At 60.1% G+C, this 24108-nt stretch carries 24 protein-coding genes and 1 tRNA gene; 15 read left to right on the top strand and 10 right to left on the bottom strand.

Translation table 11 applies throughout. The features are described from left to right. Positions 1–173: 173 nt before the first annotated feature. The 4 genes from QCL51_RS09570 to QCL51_RS09555 form a co-directional block, all read right to left on the bottom strand. Positions 174–473: a hypothetical protein gene (locus tag QCL51_RS09570; RefSeq protein WP_103462319.1), complete on the bottom strand. Its 300-nt coding sequence runs from the start codon at positions 471–473 to the stop codon at positions 174–176. Between the two features lie 179 nt (positions 474–652). Further along, the gene (locus QCL51_RS09565) at positions 653–1774 is read right to left on the bottom strand and encodes a P1 family peptidase (protein WP_028697658.1); all 1122 of its coding nucleotides are present in this window, start codon (positions 1772–1774) and stop codon (positions 653–655) included. A gap of 85 nt (positions 1775–1859) precedes the next feature. Further along, the gene (locus QCL51_RS09560; protein ID WP_274101793.1) at positions 1860–2969 is read right to left on the bottom strand and encodes a polyamine ABC transporter substrate-binding protein; all 1110 of its coding nucleotides are present in this window, start codon (positions 2967–2969) and stop codon (positions 1860–1862) included. Between the two features lie 140 nt (positions 2970–3109). Next, positions 3110–3925 (bottom strand): carbon-nitrogen hydrolase family protein, encoded by an 816-nt coding sequence (locus tag QCL51_RS09555; protein WP_021784529.1) that lies wholly within the window; start codon positions 3923–3925, stop codon positions 3110–3112. 120 nt (positions 3926–4045) lie between these two features. On the opposite strand from QCL51_RS09555, the gene QCL51_RS09550 reads away from it, so the two are divergent. Beyond that, positions 4046–4843, top strand: coding sequence for a helix-turn-helix transcriptional regulator (locus QCL51_RS09550; protein ID WP_021784530.1), 798 nt, complete (start codon positions 4046–4048; stop codon positions 4841–4843). Between the two features lie 516 nt (positions 4844–5359). On the opposite strand, the gene QCL51_RS09545 is transcribed toward QCL51_RS09550, so the two are convergent. Together QCL51_RS09545 and sohB are read right to left on the bottom strand one after the other, a co-directional pair. Continuing rightward, positions 5360–5433: transfer RNA gene (locus QCL51_RS09545), tRNA-Cys, on the bottom strand. Between the two features lie 154 nt (positions 5434–5587). Beyond that, entirely contained in the window at positions 5588–6607 is a 1020-nt protein-coding gene (gene sohB / locus QCL51_RS09540) for a protease SohB (protein ID WP_323601287.1), read from the bottom strand. Between the two features lie 197 nt (positions 6608–6804). Here sohB and QCL51_RS09535 point away from each other — a divergent pair, with 197 nt between their 5' ends. From QCL51_RS09535 to QCL51_RS09520, 4 genes are all read left to right on the top strand, one after another. Next, positions 6805–7515, top strand: a complete 711-nt coding sequence (locus QCL51_RS09535) for a histidine phosphatase family protein (protein WP_014756055.1) — start codon at positions 6805–6807, stop codon at positions 7513–7515. A 56-nt stretch (positions 7516–7571) separates the two neighbouring features. Next, the gene (locus QCL51_RS09530; protein ID WP_003251077.1) at positions 7572–7889 is read left to right on the top strand and encodes an SCP2 sterol-binding domain-containing protein; all 318 of its coding nucleotides are present in this window, start codon (positions 7572–7574) and stop codon (positions 7887–7889) included. Positions 7890–8072: 183 nt separating this feature from the next. Continuing rightward, positions 8073–9140: a phosphotransferase family protein gene (locus QCL51_RS09525; RefSeq protein WP_103469810.1), complete on the top strand. Its 1068-nt coding sequence runs from the start codon at positions 8073–8075 to the stop codon at positions 9138–9140. 36 nt (positions 9141–9176) lie between these two features. Next, positions 9177–9944: an SDR family oxidoreductase gene (locus tag QCL51_RS09520; RefSeq protein ID WP_021782185.1), complete on the top strand. Its 768-nt coding sequence runs from the start codon at positions 9177–9179 to the stop codon at positions 9942–9944. On the opposite strand, the gene QCL51_RS09515 is transcribed toward QCL51_RS09520, so the two are convergent. Together QCL51_RS09515 and QCL51_RS09510 are read right to left on the bottom strand one after the other, a co-directional pair. Beyond that, positions 9945–10766 (bottom strand): class I SAM-dependent methyltransferase, encoded by an 822-nt coding sequence (locus tag QCL51_RS09515; protein ID WP_103462318.1) that lies wholly within the window; start codon positions 10764–10766, stop codon positions 9945–9947. A 182-nt stretch (positions 10767–10948) separates the two neighbouring features. Continuing rightward, the gene (locus QCL51_RS09510; protein WP_021782183.1) at positions 10949–11299 is read right to left on the bottom strand and encodes a hypothetical protein; all 351 of its coding nucleotides are present in this window, start codon (positions 11297–11299) and stop codon (positions 10949–10951) included. A gap of 117 nt (positions 11300–11416) precedes the next feature. On the opposite strand from QCL51_RS09510, the gene QCL51_RS09505 reads away from it, so the two are divergent. The 5 genes from QCL51_RS09505 to QCL51_RS09485 all read left to right on the top strand — a co-directional run bounded on the left by QCL51_RS09505 (position 11417) and on the right by QCL51_RS09485 (position 16120). Next, positions 11417–11707, top strand: a complete 291-nt coding sequence (locus tag QCL51_RS09505; protein ID WP_103462317.1) for an RcnB family protein — start codon at positions 11417–11419, stop codon at positions 11705–11707. 243 nt (positions 11708–11950) lie between these two features. Further along, the gene (locus QCL51_RS09500) at positions 11951–12136 is read left to right on the top strand and encodes a hypothetical protein (protein WP_004577263.1); all 186 of its coding nucleotides are present in this window, start codon (positions 11951–11953) and stop codon (positions 12134–12136) included. A gap of 73 nt (positions 12137–12209) precedes the next feature. Beyond that, positions 12210–12602, top strand: coding sequence for a glycine zipper domain-containing protein (locus tag QCL51_RS09495; protein ID WP_103462316.1), 393 nt, complete (start codon positions 12210–12212; stop codon positions 12600–12602). Between the two features lie 126 nt (positions 12603–12728). After that, on the top strand, positions 12729–14558 hold the full coding sequence (locus tag QCL51_RS09490; RefSeq protein ID WP_101196151.1) for an SLC13 family permease: 1830 nt from the start codon (positions 12729–12731) through the stop codon (positions 14556–14558). Between the two features lie 137 nt (positions 14559–14695). Beyond that, the gene (locus QCL51_RS09485) at positions 14696–16120 is read left to right on the top strand and encodes a GGDEF domain-containing protein (RefSeq protein ID WP_021782179.1); all 1425 of its coding nucleotides are present in this window, start codon (positions 14696–14698) and stop codon (positions 16118–16120) included. 1 nt (position 16121) lies between these two features. Here the strand turns inward: QCL51_RS09485 and QCL51_RS09480 are convergent, their stop codons facing one another. Next, positions 16122–16883, bottom strand: coding sequence for a TSUP family transporter (locus tag QCL51_RS09480; RefSeq protein WP_021782178.1), 762 nt, complete (start codon positions 16881–16883; stop codon positions 16122–16124). A gap of 98 nt (positions 16884–16981) precedes the next feature. Between QCL51_RS09480 and QCL51_RS09475 the strand changes: the two genes are divergently transcribed. Continuing rightward, positions 16982–17887 (top strand): LysR family transcriptional regulator, encoded by a 906-nt coding sequence (locus QCL51_RS09475; RefSeq protein ID WP_101196152.1) that lies wholly within the window; start codon positions 16982–16984, stop codon positions 17885–17887. Positions 17888–18485: 598 nt separating this feature from the next. On the opposite strand, the gene QCL51_RS09470 is transcribed toward QCL51_RS09475, so the two are convergent. Beyond that, positions 18486–19682 (bottom strand): IS256 family transposase, encoded by a 1197-nt coding sequence (locus QCL51_RS09470; protein ID WP_016391483.1) that lies wholly within the window; start codon positions 19680–19682, stop codon positions 18486–18488. A gap of 442 nt (positions 19683–20124) precedes the next feature. On the opposite strand from QCL51_RS09470, the gene QCL51_RS09465 reads away from it, so the two are divergent. From QCL51_RS09465 to QCL51_RS09450, 4 genes are all read left to right on the top strand, one after another. Next, positions 20125–20310, top strand: a complete 186-nt coding sequence (locus QCL51_RS09465) for a hypothetical protein (RefSeq protein ID WP_103469814.1) — start codon at positions 20125–20127, stop codon at positions 20308–20310. 480 nt (positions 20311–20790) lie between these two features. Next, complete coding sequence (locus QCL51_RS09460) at positions 20791–21486, top strand: 3-oxoacid CoA-transferase subunit A (RefSeq protein ID WP_010954768.1); 696 nt, start codon at positions 20791–20793, stop codon at positions 21484–21486. Positions 21487–21494: 8 nt separating this feature from the next. Next, positions 21495–22136, top strand: coding sequence for a 3-oxoacid CoA-transferase subunit B (locus QCL51_RS09455; RefSeq protein ID WP_021782175.1), 642 nt, complete (start codon positions 21495–21497; stop codon positions 22134–22136). Positions 22137–22564: 428 nt separating this feature from the next. Continuing rightward, on the top strand, positions 22565–24019 hold the full coding sequence (locus QCL51_RS09450; protein WP_101196153.1) for a TrkH family potassium uptake protein: 1455 nt from the start codon (positions 22565–22567) through the stop codon (positions 24017–24019). Positions 24020–24108 lie beyond the last annotated feature (89 nt).

Below are 24108 nucleotides of genomic sequence, written 5' to 3'. Positions count from 1 at the left end.
CACTCAAAAATCCAGAAAAGGAGGCGCTGATCAGCGAGGATGACGGGCCAGACCGATGATGCCTACTCTGCCGGATCGCTGGAAGTGTGGCGACGCAGCGATTTAAGACACAGCGTTTTCGCTGATGACAGTTGGAAGTCGCCGCCTGCCCTCCGGCGCTGCGCGCCTGGCCGCTATTTCGAGGCAGCCAGAAAGCCTGCGGCAGGCACACCTTCAGCGGCGACACGTCGGGCCCGGCCAACGCCCCACGCCAGCGCCCTGGTCATCGACTCGCCAGGGCGAGAATCGAAGGCCTCCTCAAGGATAGCCATGCCACCAGGGGCGTACACCCCGATGAACATCTGCGTTCTGCCTGTCCGCGACAGTCGCGTCTGGACATCAATGTATGTCCCATCGTCGAGTGTCTCGTCGTGAGTTCGGTGATGAAGCGTCGGGTCAGCCCAGGCCCAGAAAACATCACCGCGTATTCTCATGAGGCGCTCCTACGACTTTAGTTGTAGTCAGGTGGTTTATTGCCACCATAGCGAACGTGCAGTTTTACGCAAATTCGTCTGACTCATCTGTGAGCTGAATCGGACAATCGGCTATTCAGCAGCCCCGCCAGAGACTCAGCGCTTGTCGTGAAGCTCCGGCGGCCATGCGAAGAGATCAGTTAACCATTCGCCGCTCCCGGCCAGCCGGCCTGATGCAAGGCTTTGAGCAGCGTCTCACAATCCAGTCCCGGTACTGCATGGCCGTTGCCTTCGGCGGTGTCAGCGGCTAGTAAGGCGTTGATGATGGCTTCTTCCACCGCTTCGGTGGCGGCAAGAAACAACTCGCTGATATGGTCGTTGTTGACCATGCTAAGGTTGTCGGTGGTCGGCGCGCGCTTACTTTCGTAAGCTGCTGGCGGCACATGATTACCGGTGGAGAAGGCGACGAAAATGTCACCGCTGTGGTCTTCGTTACCTCCACCGGTGCGGGCGAGACCGATGCTGGCGCGTTGTGCCAGGCGCGTACATTGGTGTGGCAGCAACGGCGCATCGGTGGCCAGGCAAACGACTATCGAACCCATGCCCGGGTGCGGTAGCGAAGCCTTGAGGAACGGGGAGTCAGCCTGTTCCATGTAGCGTCCCACCGGATAGCCGTCGACGCGCAGTTCGTTACGGATGCCGTGGTTCGCCTGGACAATGGCGCCAACAGTCCAACTGCCCTGAGTGCTACTCAGGCGCCGCGATGCAGTGCCGATACCGCCCTTGAACTCGTGGCAGATCATGCCGCTGCCACCACCGACCGCGCCCTCGATAACGGGCCCAATTACAGCATTACTCAGGGCTTCGGCCACATGCTCGTGCTTCACATGAAAACCGTTGATGTCGTTGAGCAGCCCGTCATAGGTCTCCAGCACCACCGGCATGTTCCAGTAGATACGGCCGTCATCCGGTTGTTGTTCACGGTCCAGCACAATCAGTGCATCGCGCACCACACCCAGGCTGTGGGTGTTGGTGAAGGCGATGGGACTGGTCAAAAGACCCGCTTCGCGAATCCACTCCAGACCGGTTGCGTCGCCGTTGCCGTTCAACACATGGACGCCGGCAAAGCACGGTTGCTGGCTGGTGGAACCGACACGCGGCTCGATGATTGTTACCCCAGTCAGGATGTCGCGGCCGTTGGCGGTGCGTCCTCGCACATTGCTGTGACCGACCCGAACGCCCGGCACATCGGTGATGGCGTTGAGGGGACCGGGTTGCAGTTGGCCGAACTGAATATTCAGGTCACGGGCACGTGGCTTCATCGTGTCTTTCATGATCTCTCGCTCTTGTTTTGGTTTGTTTCATGACTGGGGTTTGGTCAATCATCAGCAGAACCGGGTCTGCCAATTAATTGCCTGTCTTGACTGTGTTCCACGCACGGGTCCGAATGCGCTCCAGCTTCAGCGGCAGTGGCTCCAGGGGAAAAAGCGTGGACAGCACATCCTTGGACGGATACACCCCAGGATTGTCGCGGATCTTCTTCTCTACAAGCGCAGTGGCATCCTTGTTCGCGTTCGGATAGCTCAGGTAGTTGGATGACTCAGCAATGACTTCGGGGCGCAACATGTAGTTGATGAAGGCCAACCCTTGCTCCGGGTTCGGCGCATCGTTGAGCTGCACCATACTTTCCACCCACACCGGGGCACCTTCGCGTGGAATGCTGTAGACAAGGTTTCGATGGTTGCCAGCCAGCTCGGAGGCTTTCTGCGCGTCGGAGACACCGCCCGCCCAGCCCAGCACAACGCAGACGTTGCCATTGGCGAGATCAGAGATGAACTTGGAAGAATCGAAGTAGGCAATATGGGGGCGCAGCTTCAACAGCAGTTCCTGAGCTTTTTTGTAATCGTCCGGGTTATGGCTGTTGTATGGCAGTCCAAGGTAGTGCAGTGCGATAGGAATAACCTCGCCAGGCGCGTCCAGCATGGCCACACCGCATTGACGGAGTTTGGCTAGATTTTCTTCCTTGAAAATCAAGTCCCAGGAATTGACTGGCGCATCGGGGCCGAGTAGTGACTTAACCTTGTCCGCGTCATAGCCGATGCCAGTGGTCCCCCACAAATAAGGGGCAGCGTAGCTGTTTCCGGGATCATTGCTCTGCAACTTGGCGAGGACGTCGGGATCGAGATGGGACCAGTTGGGTAACTTGGAGCGATCCAGTCTTTTCAGCACGCCGGCTTTGATCAGGTTCGGTAGCAGGTCGGCACTGGCAACCACAACGTCATAACCACTGCGGCCAGCCATCAGTTTGCTTTGCATGACCTCACTGTTGTCGAACACGTCGTACACCGCGCTGACGCCTGCTTCTTTCTGGAAGTCTTTCACCGTGTTCGGGGCAATGTAGTCATACCAGTTGTAGATATGGACACTTGGCTTTTGAGCGTCACCGGCCTCGGCGCAAACCAGGCCAAAACTGAACAGAGAGACCAGCGCGAATTGCATGTAACGAATCCGTTTCATGGGGATGCTCCGGAGCGTTAGCGCTGAGTCCAGAGACACGAGCACTGCTCCTGCTAGTTTGTGAATTACTGTTGTGGCAGGGTCGAAACAGGCGTTAAGACGGAACAATCGTTGTGTTGCAGTTGCGTCCCACAACTGATTCAGGGGATCAGGAGTTCACGTCGACTATCATCATGCTCACTCTGCTCGCCGGTCAGGAACAGGCGGCGGTCACTGAGGTACTCATATTCGTGGCGGGCGGTGCGCAGCAGGTCGAGATCTAATTCCACCACCTGCCGACACTCTGCGCGGCCCGCTTCGAACAGCGTGCGCCCGAAGGGATCGATAGCGGCGCTGCCGCCGGCAAAAACGAGCCCTTCGTCGCCGTCGCCCACCCGATTGACCATCACCGCGAATGCCTGGTTTTCCTGAGCGCGAGCCATGATTGCAGTGCGGTGGACAGGGCCGTAAGGATCCATGTTACCGTTAGTGACCAATATGAGCTCGGCGCCGAGTTGGCCGAGCGCCCGAGCACTTTCCGGAAACTCAATGTCGTAGCAAATCAGGATACCGACACGGATGCCCTTCCACAGTGCGGTGACATAGCGGTCTCCTTGTTGGAACAATCCGCGCTCTGACGGCCAAAGGTGAGTTTTGCGATAACTCAATGCGATCCCTTGCGGGGTGACCAGCAAGGAGGTGTTGTAAACGGTGCCGGAGTCGTTCTCAGCCAGACCAATCACCGCTGAGACGTTTCGTTCGTGTACGGCGCGTTGCACGGCCTGCACACTCGGCCCGTTAACGGGCTCGGCGATTTCGGCGAGCTGTTGGGCGCTGGCAAATCCCATCAGCTGGGTCTCTGGAAAAATCAGCAGATCGGTATCCACGGCGCAGGTAGCGATGGCCTGCAATGTACGTTCCAGGTTATAAGCGGTATCGCCATCGCGACCGGAGAGTTGTACAAGTTCAATCTTCATCGGTGATCCTTTCACGTGTATGTTGGCTCAATCGCCACACTGAACAGCACCCGCCAGGGCTGAAACGAAGTATGGAGAGCCATAAAACGGAAAGTAATTACTTCGATGGGGTAACCCCGTATGGGTAGAAACGGGAGCATTACACTGCAGGACATGGCTTGGCACCAGGCCATCGGCAGACTAATCGAGGCACTTGACCGCCCTAATTTCTGGCTGGCTCTGGTGCGTCAACTGGATAGATACATTCCGGTGGACAGTTGGGTCGTGCTGATATTCAGCAATGGTCGCCCGCAGGTGCTCGCAGAATGCCCAGGCAAGGATGGCGGGCCAGATCCGCTTTTTCAGGACTACCTCAAAGGCCTGTATCTGCTCGACCCCTTTTATCTCGCCAACCGGGAAGCACCGCAGAGCGGTTTGTTTTGGCTAGCCGACGTGGCGCCGGAGTGCTTCGAGCAAACCGACTATTACCAACGCTACTTCCGCCTCAATGTCGTTGCCGACGAAGCACATATCAACGTCCAGCTCGACACGGAGCGCACCCTCAGCCTCTCGCTGGGAAGTGAGTGTCTCTTCAGTGCAGAGCAGACCGCCCTACTCACTCTCATCCAGTCCTGGGTTGCCGCCCTGATGCGTCAGCGCATGGCATTCGAGCGGGAAGCGCTGGAGCAGAACACGTCGCCGGCACCCAGCTGGCAGAGCTGGCTGGACTCTACTGACCAGCAGTTGGATACGCCGCTTTCCGCCCGTGAACTGGAAGTTGGCCGGCTTATGCTTAGCGGCTGCTCGAACAAGGAGATCGCGCGCAAGCTGGCGATTTCCGCAGAGACTGTGAAGGTCCATCGCAAGCACATGTACAGCAAACTCGGCATAAAATCTCAGTCCGAGCTGTTCTCATTGTTTTTGAACGCACAGAACTGAACTCGTTTTCTCATGATGGCTTCAAGTTCTAAGACAATCGGCCTCGTTGCGTTCCACAGGCCCGGCGGCGCAACTCAATGTTGGCCAGGCGCCGGGCCTGGTAAGGGCCGCTGACGTAGGAGAACGACAGGGTTTCTGCCGCCTCACCACGCTCAGCAATCACCCAATCACTGATCGAAACCTCGGGGGAAGACCGGTAAGCGACTGAGGATGGTCCTGGAAATGAACGAAGTGAGCAACAACCTAAGCCTGCTGCTCGATAAGGTTACGCGACACACCAGCCAGCACCTTTCGCCGTTCTTCATCCAGTTCCGCGATATCCGACCGAAGGCCGTATCAGAGATCAACGACCTTAGCGAGGCAAGCGTACTGCCGGGCCACTCGAAAGAGGGAGATCGCAAAGCCCTCGAAAGGCTGAAGTTTCAGAACTCCACCCCGAAAGTTTCGGAACTCGTGGCTTTTTTCGTCCCACAAAGAAAAACCCCGCAGACGTTAATCTGCGGGGCTTTCGAATGGTGGAGGCCGAGGTCGGAATCGAACCGGCGTAGACGGATTTGCAATCCGGAGCATAACCACTTTGCTACTCGGCCTCAAAGGTCGGATCTAGCTGCTTGCGCTTTGCTATCTCCTTGAAACGCTGAACCTTTTTCAAAGTTTGCTGCGTTTCGATGGGCGCCATTATGTCTTCATTCCTTTAACCTTGCAACCCCCTGAACGAAAAAAAATTTCAACGGGTTCAAGGTGTTAGCGCAGGCGGCTGAGTTTACTCCACAAGCCTACCACCGCGTTCTCCACAGTACCGCTGGCGGCCATGCCAATACGCTCCTGCAGGCTCTTGCGTTCGGCATAGTGCAAGTGGAACAGGTTGGCGTTGCGTGCGCGTTCGCTCAGGTACTCGTCACTAGTCTGCAACTCGTCAACCAGCTTGCGATTCAAGGCGGCCACGCCCAGCCAGACTTCGCCAGTGGCCACTTCGTCGATGTGCAACTGCGGACGATAGCGGGAGACGAAATCCTTGAACAACTGGTGAGTGATGTCCAGGTCTTCCTGAAACTTCTCCCGGCCCTTCTCGGTGTTTTCGCCAAAGACGGTCAGGGTGCGCTTGTACTCGCCAGCAGTCAGTACTTCGAAGTCGATGTCGTGCTTTTTCAGCAGGCGGTTGACGTTGGGCAACTGCGCCACCACGCCAATAGACCCCAGTACGGCGAATGGGGCACTGACGATCTTCTCGCCGATGCAGGCCATCATGTACCCACCGCTGGCAGCCACCTTGTCGATGCACACGGTCAACGGGATGCCCGCCTGACGAATACGCGCCAGTTGCGATGCAGCCAAGCCGTAACTGTGCACCAGGCCACCGCCGCTTTCCAGGCGCAGTACCACTTCGTCACGCGCGGTGGCGAGCGTCAGCAGTGCGGTGATTTCGTTGCGCAGGCTTTCGGTGGCCGAGGCTTTGATGTCGCCATCGAAGTCCAGCACGAATACCCGGCTCGTGTCCTCGGCCTTGCCCTTCTTCTGCTGCTTTTCTGCCTTCGCCTGCTGCTTGCGCAGGGCCTTGAGCTGGGCCTTGTTGAGCAGGCCGGACTCCAGACGCTCACGCAGGTCCTTGTAAAAATCGTTCAGCCGGGTGACCTGTAATTGCCCGCCTGATTTGCGCCGACCTTTGCCACGCAGCCCGGCGATGGCCGACAGCACCACCAGTATGGCGATGACCAGGGTGGCGGTTTTGGCGAGAAAGCTTGCGTATTCGGCAAGAAACTCCACGTTGACTCCTTAAATACCTGCGCCACTACGGCGCGTCACTGTTGCAAGCATACCGTTGCGTCTGTGGTGCTGCCAGCGGGTGTAAACGCTGGCAACACCTTTCAAACAACCTTTTCAAACGCTTGTATGTTTTTTCGTTGACAGCCCGTGAGCCGCATCCTAACCTCGCAGCAACCTCCAACAGGCCGGAACCTTTCGTGGGCAATCTCTACCTGATTCGACATGGCCAAGCCTCCTTCGGTGCCGATGACTACGACGTCCTCTCGCCCGTGGGCGTGCGCCAGAGCCAGGCTCTGGGTGAACACCTGGCCCAGTTGGGCGTGCGGCTGGACCGCTGCGTGGCTGGCGACCTGCGCCGCCAGCAGGATACCGCGCGGCTGGCGCTGCAGGCGCTGCACGCCAATGGCTGCCCGGTGCCGGCGGTTGAGACCGACGCGGCATTCAATGAGTTCGATGCCGACGGTGTGATCCGTGCCCTGTTGCCCGACCTGCTGCCGGAAGAGCCCGATGCCCTGCATGTGCTGCGCAATGCCGCACAGCACCGCAGCGAGTTTCAGCGTCTGTTCGCGTTGATGGTGCAGCGCTGGCACGATGGCGAGCATGCCGATAATGGCCTGGAAACCTGGCATTCGTTTACGTCACGCGTACAAGGGGGCCTGCAACGCGTACTGGACACCGCCGGCAGCGGCGATCATGTTGCTATCTTCACCTCGGGTGGCACCATTGCCGCCCTGCTCCACCTGGTTACCGGTATTACCCCCAGCCAGGCGTTCGCGCTGAACTGGCAGATCATCAACACGTCGCTCAGCCAGTTGAAGTTTCGCGGCCGCGACGTGGCACTGGCTTCCTTCAACAGCCAGGCCCATGTGCAGCTGTTGAGGGCGCCGGAGCTTGTCACCTACCGATAAGCCCGGCTTGTTGTGTCCCTGCGGGGACGTGTAAATCACTCTATAAGGAATGCGCCATGACCTCCGTAGCTGATGCCGTCAAAAAGATGCAAGAGAAATTCAACCCATCCGCTGCCGCCGGCCTGGACCTGGTGTTCGGCTTCAACATCACCGACGAAGACAAGCACTACGCGCTGATCGTCAAGGACGGCACCTGCGACCTGCAGGAAGGCGAAAACCCGGATGCCAACTGCACCCTGGTGATGGACGCCGAAACGCTGAAGGGTATCGTCAGCGGCGAAACCGACGGCATGCAGGCCTTCATGGGTGGCAAGCTGCGGGTTGAGGGCGACATGATGCTGTCGATGAAACTCAGCGAGCTGTTCCCGTCCTGAGGGCTGGGAATACCGGATGATCGAAAAACCGAAGCCTGACGGCTTCGGTTTTTTTTGCCCTGCATTCGGTGCAGTGATCCACCAGCAACACCCTCACCTATTTGGCACATGGGACGATTGTTCCAACCCTGGCGGACCATTAGATTACCCAATAGTACTTGCTATCGAGAATAAGGAAGACGCATGACGCTCACCGACCAGTCCACCCAGGTACGCCCCGGCGAAGAACTCGACGCGGCCGTCATCGACCCTTACTTCAAAGCCAATATCCCCGGCCTGCACGGCCTGCCGAGCATCAGCCAGTTCCCTGGCGGCGCTTCCAACCTCACTTATCTGGTCAGCTACCCGGACCGCGACTTCGTGCTGCGCCGCCCCCCCTTCGGTCAAAAGGCCAAGTCGGCCCATGACATGGGGCGCGAGTTCCGCATCCTCAACCAGCTCAACAGCGGCTTCCCCTATTGCCCCAAGGCCTACGCACACTGCACTGACACCCGCCTGATCGGCGGCGAATTCTATGTGATGGAAAGGGTCAAGGGCATCATCCTGCGCTCGGACATCCCGGCCGAACTGAACCTGGACGCCAGCCGGACCGAAGCCCTGTGCAAAAGCTTCATCGACCGCCTGGTCGAGCTGCACCAGGTGGACTACAACGCCTGCGGCCTGGCCGACCTGGGCAAGCCAGAGGGCTACGTGCAGCGCCAGATCGAGGGCTGGATCAGCCGTTATGAAAAAGCCCTGACACCGGATGCGCCACACTGGGAAAAGGTAACCGCCTGGCTGCACGAAAAAATGCCCGCCGACCACCCGCGCCCAGGCATCGTGCACAACGACTACCGTTTCGACAACGTGATCCTGGATGCTGACAACCCCATGCGCATCATCGGTGTGCTGGACTGGGAGATGGCCACCCTGGGCGACCCACTCATGGACCTGGGCAACTGCCTGGCCTACTGGATCGAAGCCGGCGACCCGGCGCCAGTGCAACTGATGCGCCGCCAGCCAAGCAACGCGCCGGGCATGCTCAGCCGCCGCCAGTTCGTCGATTACTACGCCGAGCGCGCCGGCATCCGTCTGGACAACTTCGATTACTACTATTGCTATGGCCTGTTCCGCCTGGCAGGGATCGTTCAGCAAATCTACTACCGCTACTACCACGGCCAGACTCAGGACAAGCGTTTCGCCCAGTTCATTCACATGAACCGTTTGCTGGAACAAATGACCTTGCAGGTCATCGCCAAATCCAGCTTCTGAGCACAGCCCACGACGACGGATAACAAGGAAAACAGCATGTCCAAGACCCACCTGTTCGACCTCGACGGCAAGATTGCCTTTGTTTCCGGCGCCAGCCGAGGCATCGGCGAGGCCATCGCCCACTTGCTCGCGCAACAAGGGGCCCATGTGATCGTTTCCAGCCGCAAGCTTGAAGGGTGCCAGCAGGTGGCCGATGCCATCATTGCGGCCGGCGGCAAGGCTACGGCTGTGGCCTGCCACATTGGTGAGCTGGAACAGATTCAGCAGGTGTTCGCTGGCATTCGCGAACAGTTCGGGCGACTGGATGTGCTGGTCAACAACGCTGCCACCAACCCGCAATTCTGTAATGTGCTGGACACTGACCCAGGGGCGTTCCAGAAGACCGTGGACGTGAACATCCGTGGCTACTTCTTCATGTCGGTGGAGGCTGGCAAGCTGATGCGTGAGAACGGCGGCGGTAGCATCATCAACGTGGCGTCGATCAACGGTGTTTCGCCCGGGCTGTTCCAAGGCATCTATTCGGTGACCAAGGCGGCAGTCATCAACATGACCAAGGTGTTCGCCAAGGAGTGTGCGCCGTTCGGTATTCGCTGCAACGCGCTACTGCCGGGGCTGACCGACACCAAGTTCGCTTCGGCACTGGTGAAGAACGAAGCCATCCTCAACGCCGCCTTGCAGCAGATCCCGCTCAAGCGCGTTGCCGACCCCAAGGAAATGGCGGGCGCGGTGCTGTACCTGGCCAGCGATGCCTCCAGTTACACCACCGGCACCACGCTCAATGTCGACGGTGGCTTCCTGTCCTGATCAGGCTTTGACGGCGACCAAGGTGTAGCTCAGGGGCAGGCGTGCAGGCTGCTCGCGCAGGCGATATTCACCGTCTTCGCCCCTGACCATCTGCCCCGGCAGCGCCTCCCAAGGGATGCTCTGGTGCTCGACCAGCGCTGTCAGTTGCAGGCCGTGGGCCAGCAAGGCGGTGATCACTTCACCCAGGCCGTGGTTCCATTCGTGGGTTTCGGTGTGGGCCAGGCGTTGATCGGTTTCGACGTAGGTCTGGTCGGTGTGCCACACCGTTGGCGATTCGTGCTCAAAGTACGGATATTCGAGCTGCAGGCGGTCCTGATGATCTTCGTTGACGGCCATCAGCATCGGGTGCCCGTCGCGAAGGAACAGGCGCCCGCCTGGTTTCAGCAGTGCCGCGACGGTGCGCGCCCACGGCTCGATGCGAGGCAGCCAGCAGAGCGCGCCAATACCGGTGTAGACCAGGTCGAAATTACCCGCCGGCAGCACCTTGTCGGCGGCATAGACGTCAGACTCGACATACTGGATGGGCAGCGCGCAACGCTCGGCCAAAGCCCGTGCCTCGGCCAGCGAAGCCTTGGAATAATCCAGGCCGCAAACCTTGGCGCCAAGGCGCGCCAGCGAGAGGGTGTCGGTGCCGATGTGGCACTGCAAATGGACCGTCTCAAGCCCGTCGATGTCGCCGAGCAGTGGCAGGTCGAAGCGTACGGTTTCGGACAAGTGCCCGTGTTGCTGGACCAGGCGTTCGACTTCATAGTCCTTCGAAGCGGCGTGCAACGGGGCACGCTCATCCCAGCTGATGCGGTTGAGTTGCAGTGAGCGGTCCATGGAATCGTCCTTGTGTGGAAGCGCCTTATGCTAGCTGTCACCGCACACCCTGCAACACAGCTGTCTTGATAAAAAGTGTAAAGCCTGCGCGCCCTCTGCTGTGGCAACAACTGCCTTGCTCATTACCCTGAATAGGCGGGCCCTTGCAGGAGTGGTGATAAAGCCAGCACAGGCGCCAGCCGTTACAGGCAGGTTGCAGCAGCAGCCCGGCGTTGCAGGGCCACGCCGTCGTTCTGCTTCGCGTAGTAATCCACACGCGTTCCGCCCGACTGCGGGTAAACGTCCACGAACGCTTCGGCCTCACGGGTATACACGGTGAACCCGCCCTGCTTGCGCTGTTCCAGGTAGCCGCTGGCGTCATCACCGAACACCTTCTCTTCCTGCCAACTGAACTGGATGCACTGGGCAACCAGCGCTGGTGCCTTGTGCGAGTCGAGCTGCGCAGTCGGCTTGCCGCCACGCGCGGTTTCCATGGTCGCAGAAGCACAACCGGCCAGCATCAGCACCGCAGCCAACGGCAGAATCGCACGCATGTTTCATCCTCGGAGTCGCAAAAAAGAAGGCGACTCTAGCACTGGCAGGCATTCCGAGTGAATTGCCGCGCACTTGCCGCTGTCGCAGATAAAACATGCCATCACGAGGAACGCATCATGAAACTGCACTATCTGCTACTCGCCGCCCTGCCTTGCCTGCCCCTGAGCGTCAGCGCCGCCCCCTCGAGCGAAGAAAGCATCACCGCCCCCGAAACCCACAACCGTGAACTAAGCGTCGGCGACAAGGCCCCGGACCAGTACAAACGCGATGACCAGGCCATCCAGGATTGGAAAGCCAAAGGCCTGCCAGAACCGGAAAAGGAAAGCCACTGGGTGCGCATGGGTAAGCATTATGTGCTGGTGCAGATCACCAATGGCGTGGTGCTGGCGATTCAACCGGCATCCTGATTCAACACGCCCTGGCCAAGGCGACCCATTGCAGAGCACCTCGCCGCCGGCCAAGCATGGCCAGAACGTATTGATACGCTTGGAACGATCAATGCCGGTCAGCGCCACAGCCCGTTCTTTCAGGCGGACGCCTTGGCGCTGATCACTTGAAGCACAATTTTTTTGCCCGCCCGGGAAACCAAATCGATCGGTCCCAGTCTTAAAAGGTGCCCCGTAAACCTATGCGGATCAAGGACCTATATCGTGCTCACGCGTCTTGCAAGCCTTTCTCTGGTTGCTGTTGTCCTGCTGACCGCAGGTTGCCATAGCCATCGCTACCATGATGACGACGGCTGGCGTGACCGCGACCGTGACCATCGCCACCACCATCGCCATGACCGCGACGACGATGACGATCGGCAATACCGCGGTGACCGCTACTACCGCTGAAGCGTCCTTTCAGCCCTGACCTGCCGCCCGTTGCGCGGCGACTTATCCTGATGATTCCTTTGAGGTTCGTATCATGCGTCTGACTCTGCCTTCCCTTGCCCTCGGCCTGCTGCTGTGCCAGGGCGCTTTCGCCGGTGACGGTACTGCCGCCATTGGCGGCGGCCTGGGGGGTGTCCTGGGCAACGTTGTTGGTCAACAGCTCGGCGGCAAGACCGGCGCGGCCATCGGTGCCGGCGTTGGCGGCGCAGCCGGTAGCGCTGTCGGTGCGCGCAAGGGCAACCGCACCGAAGCCGCCATCGGCGGTGGCCTGGGCTCGGCCGGCGGCTCGCTGCTGGGCGGCGCAGTAGGCGGCAGGACCGGTTCGACCGTGGGTGCCGGCCTGGGCGGCGCAGCCGGTGGTGCCCTCGGCAACCATCTGGGCGACGACAACCGCGGCAGCAAGAAGCACCGCCGCCACCGTCACTGACCCCGTGACCAGAGGGCCGCATAGCGGCCCTTTTTGTTGCAGCACATCAACACCCCCTTCACTACAAGCAGGCACACTGACTGCTACTGTCTATCGTGTCCCCGTGTGAAGGAACACCCCCTCCCCATGAACCATGAGTTGCTCTGGGTCCTCGGCCTGCTGGCCATCGTGATTACCCTGTTCGTCATCAACCGCCCACGCATGGACGTGGTCGCGCTGCTGGTGATTCTCGCCCTGCCACTACTCGGCATCCTTACCGTGGAACAGGCCCTGGCCGGGTTCAGCGACCCCAACGTGGTGCTGATCGCCGCCCTGTTCGTGATTGGCGAAGGCTTGGTGCGCACCGGCATTGCCTATCGCATCGGCGAATGGATGAGCGAGCGGGCCGGCAATAGCGAGGCACGCCTGCTGGTACTGCTGATGGTGGCGGTGGCCGGGCTGGGATCGATCATGAGCTCCACCGGTGTGGTGGCCATTTTTATCCCGGTGGTACTGAGCATCGCTGCACGCCTGCAGCTTTCACCCAGCCGCCTGATGATGCCACTGGCTTTTGCCGGCCTCATCAGTGGCATGCTCAGCCTGGTCGCCACACCGCCCAACGTGGTGGTGCACAGCGAGCTGGTCCGCCATGGCGAAGCGGGGTTCAGCTTCTTCAGCTTTACCCCGTTCGGCCTGGTGGTGCTGGTGCTGGGCATTGGCTACATGCTGCTGACCCGGCACTGGCTCAACGGTGAAGTGCGCAAGGATGGCCGGGTGGAAAGCCGCCGCACCTTGCTGGACCTGGTACTGGACTACAAGCTCAATGGCCGTGAACGGCGCCTGCGCATCCGCCCTCACTCGCCGCTGATCGGCCACAACCTCGGCGAACTGGAACTGCGCACCAGACACGGCGCCAACGTGATCGGCATCGAGCGCCAGCACAAGTTCACCACGCGCGTGATCGCTGCCGACTCGGGCACCGTGTTGCATCAGGGCGACGTGCTGCTGCTCGACCTGTTCGCCAAGCATGACGACCTGCGCAGCCTGTGCCAAACCATGCAACTGGAGCCGTTGCACTTCAAGGCCGCCTACTTCATCGACCAGTCCCAGGATTTGGGAATGGCTGAGGTCTCGCTGCCGCCCGGCTCACAGTTGATCGGCAAGAGCATCCTTGAGCTGGCGTTTCGCACCCGCTATGGCCTCAACGTGGTCGGCCTGCGCCGCGATCAGGCCGCTATCGAAGAGCAACTGCTGGAAGAAAAGCTGCGCCTGGGCGACACCCTGCTGGTAGTCGGCCCGTGGAAGGCGGTACGCCAGTTGCAAAGCAAGCCCAAAGACTTCCTGGTATTGAGCCTGCCCGCCGAGATCGACCTGGTCGCACCAGCCCGCACCCGCGCGCCGCAAGCAGTACTCAGCCTGGCAGTGATGGTCGGGCTAATGGTTAGCGGCGCCGTACCCAATGTCATTGCTGCGCTGATCGGCTGCCTGCTGATGGGCGCAGGCCGCTGCATCGACATGAACAGTGCCTACCGCGCCATCCACTGGCAAAGCCTGGTGCTGATCGTCGGCATGCTGCCCTTCGCCCAGGCGCTGCAGAAAACCGGCGGCATCGACCTGGCGGTAGGTGCGCTGGTAAACGTGCTGGGTGGTGCCGGCCCCAGCGCCATTCTTGCCTGCCTGTTCGCCGTCACTGCAGTGATCGGGCTGTTCATTTCCAACACCGCCACCGCAGTATTGATGGCTCCGGTGGCTGTCAGCACTGCGGCGCAGCTGGGCATGTCGCCCTACCCGTTCGCCATGACCGTAGCGCTGGCCGCGTCGGCGGCGTTCATGACGCCGGTGTCATCACCGGTCAACACGCTGGTGCTTGGGCCGGGGCAATACCGCTTCGCTGACTTCGTCAAGGTTGGCGTACCGTTCACCGTCCTGGTGATGCTGGTTACCGTCGTGATGGTGCCGTGGTTCTTTGGACTGTGATGAAAGTAACCAGAAATAGAGGCAATTTGACATTATCGCAACCAATCGCGGCAGATTGACATCAACCACCCTGACCCAACACACTGCGGGTAATTGCCCCAGGTGCTGTATCGCGTTGTCCTGGATTTCGTTTCCGCTTGCCGGTCGAGTTCATGGTTTTTCCAGCCCAATCGCGCGTGTTGCCTTATGTCGTTGTACTTGGCGTGACCTTCGCCCTTACCCTGGGCGGTATTTTGGCACGCCCGATCGAATCGCTGTCGCTGTTCTGGCCAGTCAATGCGGTACTGGCCGGCGTACTGCTGCGCTACCCCCGTCAAGCCACGTTTACGGGCTTCAGCCTGGTGTGGCTGGCCATGGTTGGGGCCGACCTGCTGTGCGGCAGCGCTTGGGTGCCGGCGCTGTGGCTCAACCTGTGCAATCTTGCCGTGGTGGTCACCCTCTGGCAGCTGCTGTCGCGCTTGCCACGCATGCACCGGCGCATGCGCAGCCCATATGGCGTACTCCGCGTGTTCGCCGCCTGCGCCGCCGCTGCCGCGGTAGCGGCCAGCATGGCAGCGGCAATGGCCGCACCGTGGTTCCAACAGTCGTTGCGCGCCACCTGGCTAGCCTGGTTCAGCGAACAGTTCTCGACCGGCGTGCTGGTGCTGCCGGTGCTGCTTACAGCGCCCTCGGTGCGGGCCTTGATGCGCGGCGGCGCGCAGCCCATCCGCCTGGCGCCGTTGCTGGTGCTGCTGGCCTCGCTGGCATTCAGCATCGCATTTGGTGGCCCTGGGGCCATTGCCTTCCCGATTGCCGCGTTGCTGTGGTGTGCCTGGACCTACTCACCGTTCCTGGTTTCATTGCTGACGCTCACGGCCGGCAGCACGCTGATCGTGGCCGTGGCGCAAAACCTCATGCACTTCAGCGTGCCGCAGAGCGAGCCAGGGGTTACCACGCTGATGTCGGCGCGCCTGGGCATCGCCATGCTGGTGCTCGGGCCGCTGGTGGTGGCTTGCGTCAGCCAGGCCAACCGTAGCCTCATGGCCCGTCTGGCGCACCAGGCCACCGTCGATCACCTCACCGGTGCGCTCACCCGCAGCGCCTTCACGCAGCGCGCCAATGCGCTGCTGGAGAGCCGTCAACAGCACGCCCAGGCGCTGCCTCTGACCCTGATGATGCTGGACATCGACCACTTCAAGTCGATCAACGATGCCCACGGACATGCAGTCGGTGACCAGGTGCTGCGCCAATTCGCCAGCACCCTGCAGGACCAGCTGCACAACGACGAGCTGTTAGCACGCCTGGGTGGCGAAGAATTCGTTGTCATGCTGCCGGGACTTGCGCCAGAGCGGGCCGCATTCACCGCCGAGCGCCTGCGCCGCGCCATACAGGACCTGCACGTGGTGCAGGCCGACCAGCGCCTGCAGATTACCGTGAGTATCGGTGTGGCAGGCTGCAACGCGAACATGCCGGCCCCCGGCCTGGAGGAACTGCTGGCGAGTGCCGACCAGGCTCTGTACCGGGCAAAGGCCCATGGCCGCAACCGCGTCGAACAGGCCGAAGCACAACGCCTGGTGATTTGAACTAGCCAGCCAGCAAGTCCCACGACAGCTTGGCGATCAGCACACACAACAGCACCAGGAACAGCCCGCGGACAAAACCGGCCCCCTTGCGTACCGCCAGCCAGGTACCGGTCAGCGCGCCAAGAATGTTACACACCGCCATGGGCAAGGCGATGGCGTACAGCACGTTGCCGGTCGGCACGAAGAACACCAGCGCCGCCAGGTTGGTGGCAATGTTCACCACCTTGGCCGAAGCCGACGCGTGCAGGAAGTCCAGGGCAAAGAAGCGGATGAACAGGAAGATCAGAAAGCTACCGGTGCCGGGGCCGAACAGGCCATCGTAGAAGCCGATAGCGCCGCCGATCAGCACTGCCAGGCATTGCTCCTTGCGGCCGATCTGCGCAGGTTTGTGCAAGGTGCCGAAGTCCTTCTTGCAGAAGGTGTAGATAGCCATCAGCACGATCAGCACCAGCACTGCCGGGCGCATCACGCTGGGCGGTACCAGCGACACCGTTGCGGCCCCGGCGAACGACATGACAAAGGCACTGAGTGCCGCCGGCACGATCAACCCCCAATCCAGCGTCACTTTACGGATAAACGAGCGGGCCGCGAAAGCCGTGCCGAACACGGACGCCAGCTTGTTGCTGCCGAGCAATGCCGCCGGTTGCGCGGTGGGCAACACGTTGAACAAGGCCGGGATCTGGATCAGCCCGCCGCCACCCACCGCGGCGTCGATCAACCCAGCGGCGAAGGCGAACACAGAAAGCACAGCAATATCCATCATGACGCGGTTCCAGGCAGTGAAGACGCCTGCAAGGCTAATCAAAGTGGCGCACTTGTGTTGAAATGCCATATTGCGATAACTGCAACAAGGAGCAGGCAATGGCATTGGACATGCTGCGGGAAATCCAGGCGTTCGTCAGCGTCGCACACAAGCGCAGCTTCGTTGCTGCCGCCCGCGCGCTGGGGCGTTCACCCAGTGCAGTTACACGCGCGGTACAAACCCTGGAAGACAATGCGGGAAGCAAATTGCTCAACCGCAACGCCAACGCCGTAACCCTGACCGAGGCCGGCGAGCGCTTGCTACCGCATGCCGAACGCTTGCTGGATGTGCAACGCGATGCTGCCGATGAACTGGCCGCGCTCAGTGGCAGCGCCCAAGGCTGGATTCGCTTTGCCGCGCCGCAACTGCTGGGAGAGCTTGTGCTACCACAGGTGCTTGCCGAGTTTTCCCGCTGCCACCCCCAAGTGACCCTGGACGTCCAGTACAGCGACGAAGCCCTCGACCCGCTGCAAGGTAAATTCGATTTCGTGGTGCGCGGTGCCTTCCCGCAATCGAGCGAGCTGATTGGCTACCCGCTTTGGCCCTACCAGCGCCACCTGTATGCAAGCCCGGCCTATCTGGCCCTGGCTGGCACACCGCAACACCCGGAAGACCTGGATGGACACACCTTGATCCTGCATACCGCGCCACGCATCCTCAAGGCCTGGCACTTCTGCCACGATGGCCAGATCACCAGCCTGCGCCCCAGGCCCAGGCTTCGCCTGGGCTCAGGAGGCGCGGTATACCACAGCACACTGGCCGGCGCCGGCATCGCCCGCCTTGCAGCCTGGGTCGGCGAAACACAGGTCAAGGCCGGCCGCCTGGTGCGGGTGTGTCCACAGTACCGCCTGACATCCAGCAGCGGCCAGGACCCACAGATGCACGCGGTATACCCTGCCGGCGAGTTGCCGGCGCGGGTACGTGACTTGCTGGCAGCCCTGCGACGAGCTGGCTCGCCTAGCTGAAACAGGCCATGAAACGACTGTTCAATTTCTGCTCAATTTAACAGAGCCCGCCGCGGGTCTGGCTTGCAGCACTTTATCCACAGACCTACCCACGTTTTTTGTGGACAGAATTCCCAGCGTAAAGAACGACTTATCGCACAAGCAGAAATGCCGAATCGGCCAACTTGAGCCGCTCGATCCGCTCCTGCCTTGAGAATGACGTGCACCTACCGCTGATTCAGCAGTGCAATGACAATGGATTACCGGCCATTTGCCAATAGATTGGGCCCGTCGCTTGAAGTGGACGGGCCGCGCAGGGGAAAACGCAGTTGAACTCAGCTTGGCGGAATGGTGCCAAGAATACCAATCAGAATGGTCAGCAGCAGAAAACCACCCAGGAACAGCGCCAGCTTGCCCATTGGAACCTCTACAGTTGTGATGCGGGAATGGGCATATTGTCGAGCTTGGGCTGATACGGTTACAGATTCAGGTTTATGGAAAAAAAGCGGATCAGATGCGATGCGCGGATGCCGCCGGGCTGATTCAGCCGCAGTGGTTGACAGATCGTGTCCCAGGAAGTGGTGTAACTCATCATGGCTCTGGCCACTGAGTTTGCCGTTTAGTTGATCACGGCCGACAGCTTGGCCTGTGGATTATCGCTGACTGCCTCAAAGGCCTCCAACTGCATGTAACGCCGTTGCAGGCACCACTCGTCGTTCTGCTCCAGCAGCATCGCGCCTACCAGCCGTGTGATTGCAGGATCGTTGGGAAAGATGCCCACGACGTCGGTGCGGCGTTTGATCTCCGCGTTAAGCCGCTCCAGTGGGTTGGTGCTGTGTAATTGCTGTCGGTGCGCTTTTGGAAACGCCATGTGAGCCAGCACTTCATCCTCGCAGCCGTCCATGAGTGTCGCGATCTTGGGGTATTTTTCGCGTAGCTGATCAGCGACCAAACGCCATTGCTGATGGCATTCGGCACGGCTGTCCTGGGCGAAGACCGTGCGCAGTAGGGCCGCCACCATGGTGCGCTGACCTTTGCCGACGTGGGCCATGGCATTACGCATGAAATGCACACGGCAGCGCTGCCAAGTCGCGTTGAAGACCTTGGATACAGCTGCTTTCAGGCCTTCGTGGGCGTCGGAGATGACCAGCTTCACGCCCCGCAAGCCACGTCGCATGAGGCTGCGCAGGAAGTCTGTCCAGAACGGCTCAGCCTCTGACGGCCCAACCCGCATGCCCAGGACTTCGCGGCCACCGTCGGTGTTCACGGCCACGGCGATTATTACGGCGACCGAGACGATGCGTCCGGCCTCCCGCACCTTGACGTAGGTGGCATCGATCCAGAGATAGGGCCAGTCGCCCTCCAGCGGGCGGTCAAGGAAGGCGTGAACGCGCTCATCGATCTCACCAGCTAGCCGTGAGACCTGGCTTTTGGAGATGCCGGTCATGCCCATGGCTTTGACCAGCTCGTCCACTGAGCGTGTTGAAACGCCTTGGATGTAGGCCTCCTGGATGACTGCCGCCATGGCTTTCTCAGCGGTGCGTCGAGGTTCAAGGAAACCAGGGAAATAGCTGCCTTGGCGCAGCTTGGGAATCTTAAGGTCGACGTCGCCTGCGCGGGTTTGCCAAAGACGATCGCGGTAGCCATTACGGCTATTTGTCCGGTCTGGGCTTTTGACATCGAAGCCCGCGCCGCACAGGCCTTCGACGTCGAACTCCATCATGCGCTGGGCAACGAACTGGATCATTTGCTTGAGCAGATCAGCGTCTGCCCCTTTCTCAACCAACTCGGTCAATGCGATAGTGGGCTTGGTCATCGTGGTTTCTCTGGTGAGTGTTTGGTCTTCGCAAACTCAACGTTAGCCAAGAACCACGATGACCATCCTCTTTCGCCCGCAGGGCGCCTTCGGCTGGTTCAGTTACACCACTTCCCGGGACACGATCGGTTGACACTGAGCACGTCTCGCCGCGGGCCGGCAATTGATACACGAAGTTTCTAAACACGCCTCCAGGCTTGCGCAGTACCTGCGCCGGGTACGCTGCCCCTCGAAAGCTCTTGAACCCAGCCAATACGGTAGGCTGAACTTGCCTGGGAGGACACGATCTGAAACACGGTTTGTAGGATTGTTTACCGCAATCTGTAGGAAATGGCGTGGCAATGAGTCTTGCCTGTATGAAACATCAGTTTCTCAGGCAAATTCGAGCTGCTACGGTCCATTTTTCCTACAACGGCACGGAAGCCTACAGCGTGAGAAATGCATGGACTCGTTCAAAACCTCTGCACTAAAGCTGCAGAAGAATCTGCTAGACCTGCGCGTTGAGTGTGATCGCCTGAGAGGTGAAGGCAAGGACAAGGAAGCGGATCAACTCGCTGGGCCGATCGCGCGGCTTGAGGCGGCTATTCGGCAATTGCCGGATAGCCTGAAGCCCGACACCTTGCAGTGACCTGAGCACGCAATTGTCCTGCTCCACGGGCTGGCTTGCCCATCACCTCGCAGGAGCAGTCTTGCGCAGCGAAGAGGCCAGTAAGGCAATCGACTGTATTAGGCAGTTATCGCTTCTTCGCAGCGCAAGTTAGCTTCTTGAACCGGGCTGGCACCGGGTCATCTACCCCCGCCAGAACAACTTGATCGTGTAACCCATGATCAAGCGCTCCTCATCTATATCCGCCCGGCAGTTGGAACGCGCCATCTGCTCGGCCAGATGCTCCCACCACTCGGGTGCACATAGCCTCCAGAACTGCTCGCAGATCGCACAACAGTTCGATAATCGCACAAATTCAGCCAAACCCTCTCTACTGTTGCCCTATCTTGCGGCACGCTATAGCGAAAGTCAGCAAGCCAAATCACGTGCTGACAGGCCCATCGCTTCACGCGCTCCGGCCAGCCCGACAACCACAACTCCAGGAACAACCAGGAGCTCGCCTTGATCAATAAAACGTACGAGTCCATCGCCAGCGCGGTGGAAGGGATCACCGACGGTTCGACCATCATGGTCGGTGGCTTCGGCACGGCTGGCATGCCGTCCGAGCTGATCGATGGCCTCATTGCCACCGGTGCCCGCGACCTGACCATCATCAGCAACAACGCCGGCAACGGCGAGATCGGCCTGGCCGCCCTGCTCATGGCAGGCAGCGTGCGCAAGGTGGTCTGCTCGTTCCCGCGCCAGTCCGACTCCTACGTGTTCGACGAGCTGTACCGCGCCGGCAAGATCGAGCTGGAAGTGGTCCCGCAGGGCAACCTGGCCGAGCGTATCCGCGCCGCAGGCTCCGGCATCGGTGCGTTCTTCTCACCGACCGGCTACGGCACCCTGCTGGCCGAGGGCAAGGAAACCCGTGAGATCGACGGCCGCATGTACGTGCTGGAAATGCCGCTGCACGCCGACTTCGCACTGATCAAGGCGCACAAGGGTGACCGTTGGGGCAACCTGACCTACCGCAAGGCCGCCCGCAACTTCGGCCCGATCATGGCCATGGCTGCCAAGACCGCCATTGCCCAGGTCGACCAAGTCGTCGAACTTGGTGAACTGGACCCGGAACACATCATCACCCCGGGTATCTTCGTCCAGCGTGTGGTCGCCGTCACCGGTGCTGCCGCTTCTTCGATTGCCAAAGCTGTCTGAGGCCTGCCATGACCATCACCAAAAAGCTCTCCCGCACCGAGATGGCCCAACGCGTGGCCGCAGACATCCAGGAAGGCGCGTATGTAAACCTGGGCATTGGCGCACCGACCCTGGTGGCCAACTATCTGGGCGACAAGGAAGTGTTCCTGCACAGCGAGAACGGCCTGCTGGGCATGGGCCCAAGCCCTGCGCCGGGCGAGGAAGACGATGACCTGATCAACGCCGGCAAGCAGCACGTCACCCTGCTGACCGGTGGGGCCTTCTTCCACCATGCCGACTCGTTCTCGATGATGCGTGGCGGCCACCTGGACATCGCTGTACTGGGCGCCTTCCAGGTGTCGGTCAAGGGCGACCTGGCCAACTGGCACACCGGCGCCGAAGGTTCGATCCCGGCCGTAGGCGGCGCAATGGACCTGGCCACCGGCGCCCGCCAGGTGTTCGTGATGATGGACCACCTGACCAAGACCGGCGAAAGCAAGCTGGTGCCCGAGTGCACCTACCCGCTGACCGGCATTGCTTGCGTCAGCCGCATCTACACCGACCTGGCGGTGCTGGAAGTGACACCTGAAGGGCTGAAAGTGATCGAGATCTGCGCGGACATCGATTTTGACGAGCTGCAGAAACTCAGTGGCGTGCCTCTGATCATGTGATCCGGGCAGCCTTAGGCTCTTTACGAAAAGTCTTGAGACGCAGGTCAGGCAAGGCGAAAACAGCCGAGGAACGGCCGGGGTCGCGCCCGACTGTACTGGAGTACATGAGCATTCCGAGGCTGTTTTCAACGCAGCATGAACCAGTATCAAGGCATTTCGTACAGAGCCTAGGGCTTTCCATGCCCTCTGCGGCACTATCGATAGTGCCGCACAAGCGCCGCGAGCAGAGAGCAAGCGGTGCTTGAGGCCGCCCTTCCAGCCGCTTCGGAGCCGATAGACGAGAACGCTCGGAGAGGTCAACCCAATGAGCTATCGAGCAGGGGCCAGATAGCGGCGTAAAAAATCCCTCCCACGACTTTACGCCTTTTTTACTCGACATTACCGTAAAGCAGGCAATACTGCCGGCACTGTCCCAACGAGCTCCCTCAATGCCGCTTCCTGCATTGCGTTTCATCGCCTTCATTATTGGTGTATTCCTGATCACGTTGGCCGTCAGCATGGTGATTCCGATGCTGACGCTGCTGGTGTACGACCGCAGCGACGACCTCGGTGCATTCGTCTGGTCGAGCCTGATCGTTCTATGCGCCGGCCTGCTCATGGTAGCCCGCGGCGTCCCCGACACACCGCAACTGCGGACCAGGGATATGTATCTGCTCACGACGGCAAGCTGGGTCATCGTGTGCGCGTTTGCGGCGCTGCCGATGGTGTTCATTCGACACATCAGTTACACGGACGCGTTCTTCGAGACCATGTCGGGAATCACCACCACCGGCTCGACCGTGCTGACTGGCCTGGACAGTGCATCACCGGGGCTGCTGATATGGCGTTCCCTGCTGCACTGGCTGGGAGGCATTGGATTTATCGGCATGGCCGTGGCGATCCTGCCACTGCTGCGCGTGGGTGGCATGCGACTGTTCCAGACCGAGTCTTCGGATTGGTCTGACAAAGTGACGCCGCGCTCGCATGTGGCAGCCAAGATGATCCTGCTGGTCTACCTGGGCCTGACTGCATTGGGGACAGGGGCATTGTGGGCTGCCGGCATGACCCCGTTCGAAGCCATCAATCATTCGATGTCGCTGGTTTCAACCGGTGGTTTCTCTACCTCGGATGCCTCGCTGGGCCATTGGGAGCAGCCAGCGGTGCATTGGGTAGCGGTGGTCATCATGATACTCGGCAGCCTGCCCTTCACGCTGTATGTCGCCACGCTGCGTGGCCATCGAGGCATCCTGCTCAAGGACCATCAAGTTCGCGGTTTCATTGGTTTTCTCGTCTTCGTCTGGCTCACCGTCGGAACCTGGCTCTGCCTGCACAGCGATCTGGCCTGGTGGGATGCGTTTCGTATCGTTGCGGTGAATGTGACCTCGGTAGTAACCACAACAGGCGTTGCCGTGGGTGATTACACGCTCTGGGGCAGCTTCGCCATCATGCTGTTCTTTTACCTGACGTTTGTCGGCGGGTGCTCGGGCTCTACCGCTGGCGGTTTGAAAATATTCCGTTTCCAGGTGGCCGCTGCCTTGCTTGTCAGCAGCCTGAAACAGTTGATCCATCCACGGGCAACGATCTCGAAGAAATACAATGGGCACCCCATCGATGAAGAGATCGTTCGCTCACTGCTGACGTTCTCGTTCTTCTTCTCCGTCACCATCGCAATCATCGCCCTTGGCCTCTCCCTGATAGGGCTCGACTGGATGACGGCACTGAGTGGGGCTGCCACTGCCGTGTGCAACGTCGGTCCAGGCCTGGGCACGCTTATCGGCCCTGCAGGGAATTTCGCCTCCTTGCCGGACGCAGCGAAATGGTTATTGACGATCGGCATGCTGCTGGGACGGCTCGAAATCCTCACCGTTCTGGTACTGGTCTCGCCAGCCTTCTGGCGATTCTAAGGCGGAGGTCATCCAGCCAATCAGCCATAAAATTGGGCAGGGACGGCATATTCGTTCTAGGTTTACTGGCGCAGGAATAACAACAACAA

Source organism: Pseudomonas sp. LTR0 (assembly GCF_036630035.1).
Lineage (GTDB): Bacteria > Pseudomonadota > Gammaproteobacteria > Pseudomonadales > Pseudomonadaceae > Aquipseudomonas > Aquipseudomonas putida_Y.
Note: the sequence above shows the minus strand (reverse complement) of the source record. Positions and strands in the feature narration are given on the sequence as shown.

Coding starts and splice junctions, on each gene's coding strand:
- QCL51_RS09570 (WP_103462319.1), bottom strand. CDS start 473: ATGAGAATACGCGGTGATGTTTTCTGGGCCTGGGCTGACCCGACGCTT.
- QCL51_RS09510 (WP_021782183.1), bottom strand. CDS start 11,299: ATGCGTGCGATTCTGCCGTTGGCTGCGGTGCTGATGCTGGCCGGTTGT.
- QCL51_RS09495 (WP_103462316.1), top strand. CDS start 12,210: ATGCGTCTGACTCTGCCTTCCCTTGCCCTCGGCCTGCTGCTGTGCCAG.
- QCL51_RS09480 (WP_021782178.1), bottom strand. CDS start 16,883: ATGATGGATATTGCTGTGCTTTCTGTGTTCGCCTTCGCCGCTGGGTTG.
- QCL51_RS09450 (WP_101196153.1), top strand. CDS start 22,565: ATGCCGCTTCCTGCATTGCGTTTCATCGCCTTCATTATTGGTGTATTC.
- QCL51_RS09490 (WP_101196151.1), top strand. CDS start 12,729: ATGAACCATGAGTTGCTCTGGGTCCTCGGCCTGCTGGCCATCGTGATT.
- QCL51_RS09520 (WP_021782185.1), top strand. CDS start 9,177: ATGTCCAAGACCCACCTGTTCGACCTCGACGGCAAGATTGCCTTTGTT.
- QCL51_RS09550 (WP_021784530.1), top strand. CDS start 4,046: ATGGGTAGAAACGGGAGCATTACACTGCAGGACATGGCTTGGCACCAG.
- QCL51_RS09515 (WP_103462318.1), bottom strand. CDS start 10,766: ATGGACCGCTCACTGCAACTCAACCGCATCAGCTGGGATGAGCGTGCC.
- QCL51_RS09565 (WP_028697658.1), bottom strand. CDS start 1,774: ATGAAGCCACGTGCCCGTGACCTGAATATTCAGTTCGGCCAACTGCAA.
- QCL51_RS09560 (WP_274101793.1), bottom strand. CDS start 2,969: ATGAAACGGATTCGTTACATGCAATTCGCGCTGGTCTCTCTGTTCAGT.
- QCL51_RS09470 (WP_016391483.1), bottom strand. CDS start 19,682: ATGACCAAGCCCACTATCGCATTGACCGAGTTGGTTGAGAAAGGGGCA.
- QCL51_RS09475 (WP_101196152.1), top strand. CDS start 16,982: ATGGCATTGGACATGCTGCGGGAAATCCAGGCGTTCGTCAGCGTCGCA.
- QCL51_RS09505 (WP_103462317.1), top strand. CDS start 11,417: ATGAAACTGCACTATCTGCTACTCGCCGCCCTGCCTTGCCTGCCCCTG.
- QCL51_RS09465 (WP_103469814.1), top strand. CDS start 20,125: ATGGACTCGTTCAAAACCTCTGCACTAAAGCTGCAGAAGAATCTGCTA.
- QCL51_RS09455 (WP_021782175.1), top strand. CDS start 21,495: ATGACCATCACCAAAAAGCTCTCCCGCACCGAGATGGCCCAACGCGTG.
- QCL51_RS09555 (WP_021784529.1), bottom strand. CDS start 3,925: ATGAAGATTGAACTTGTACAACTCTCCGGTCGCGATGGCGATACCGCT.
- QCL51_RS09530 (WP_003251077.1), top strand. CDS start 7,572: ATGACCTCCGTAGCTGATGCCGTCAAAAAGATGCAAGAGAAATTCAAC.
- QCL51_RS09525 (WP_103469810.1), top strand. CDS start 8,073: ATGACGCTCACCGACCAGTCCACCCAGGTACGCCCCGGCGAAGAACTC.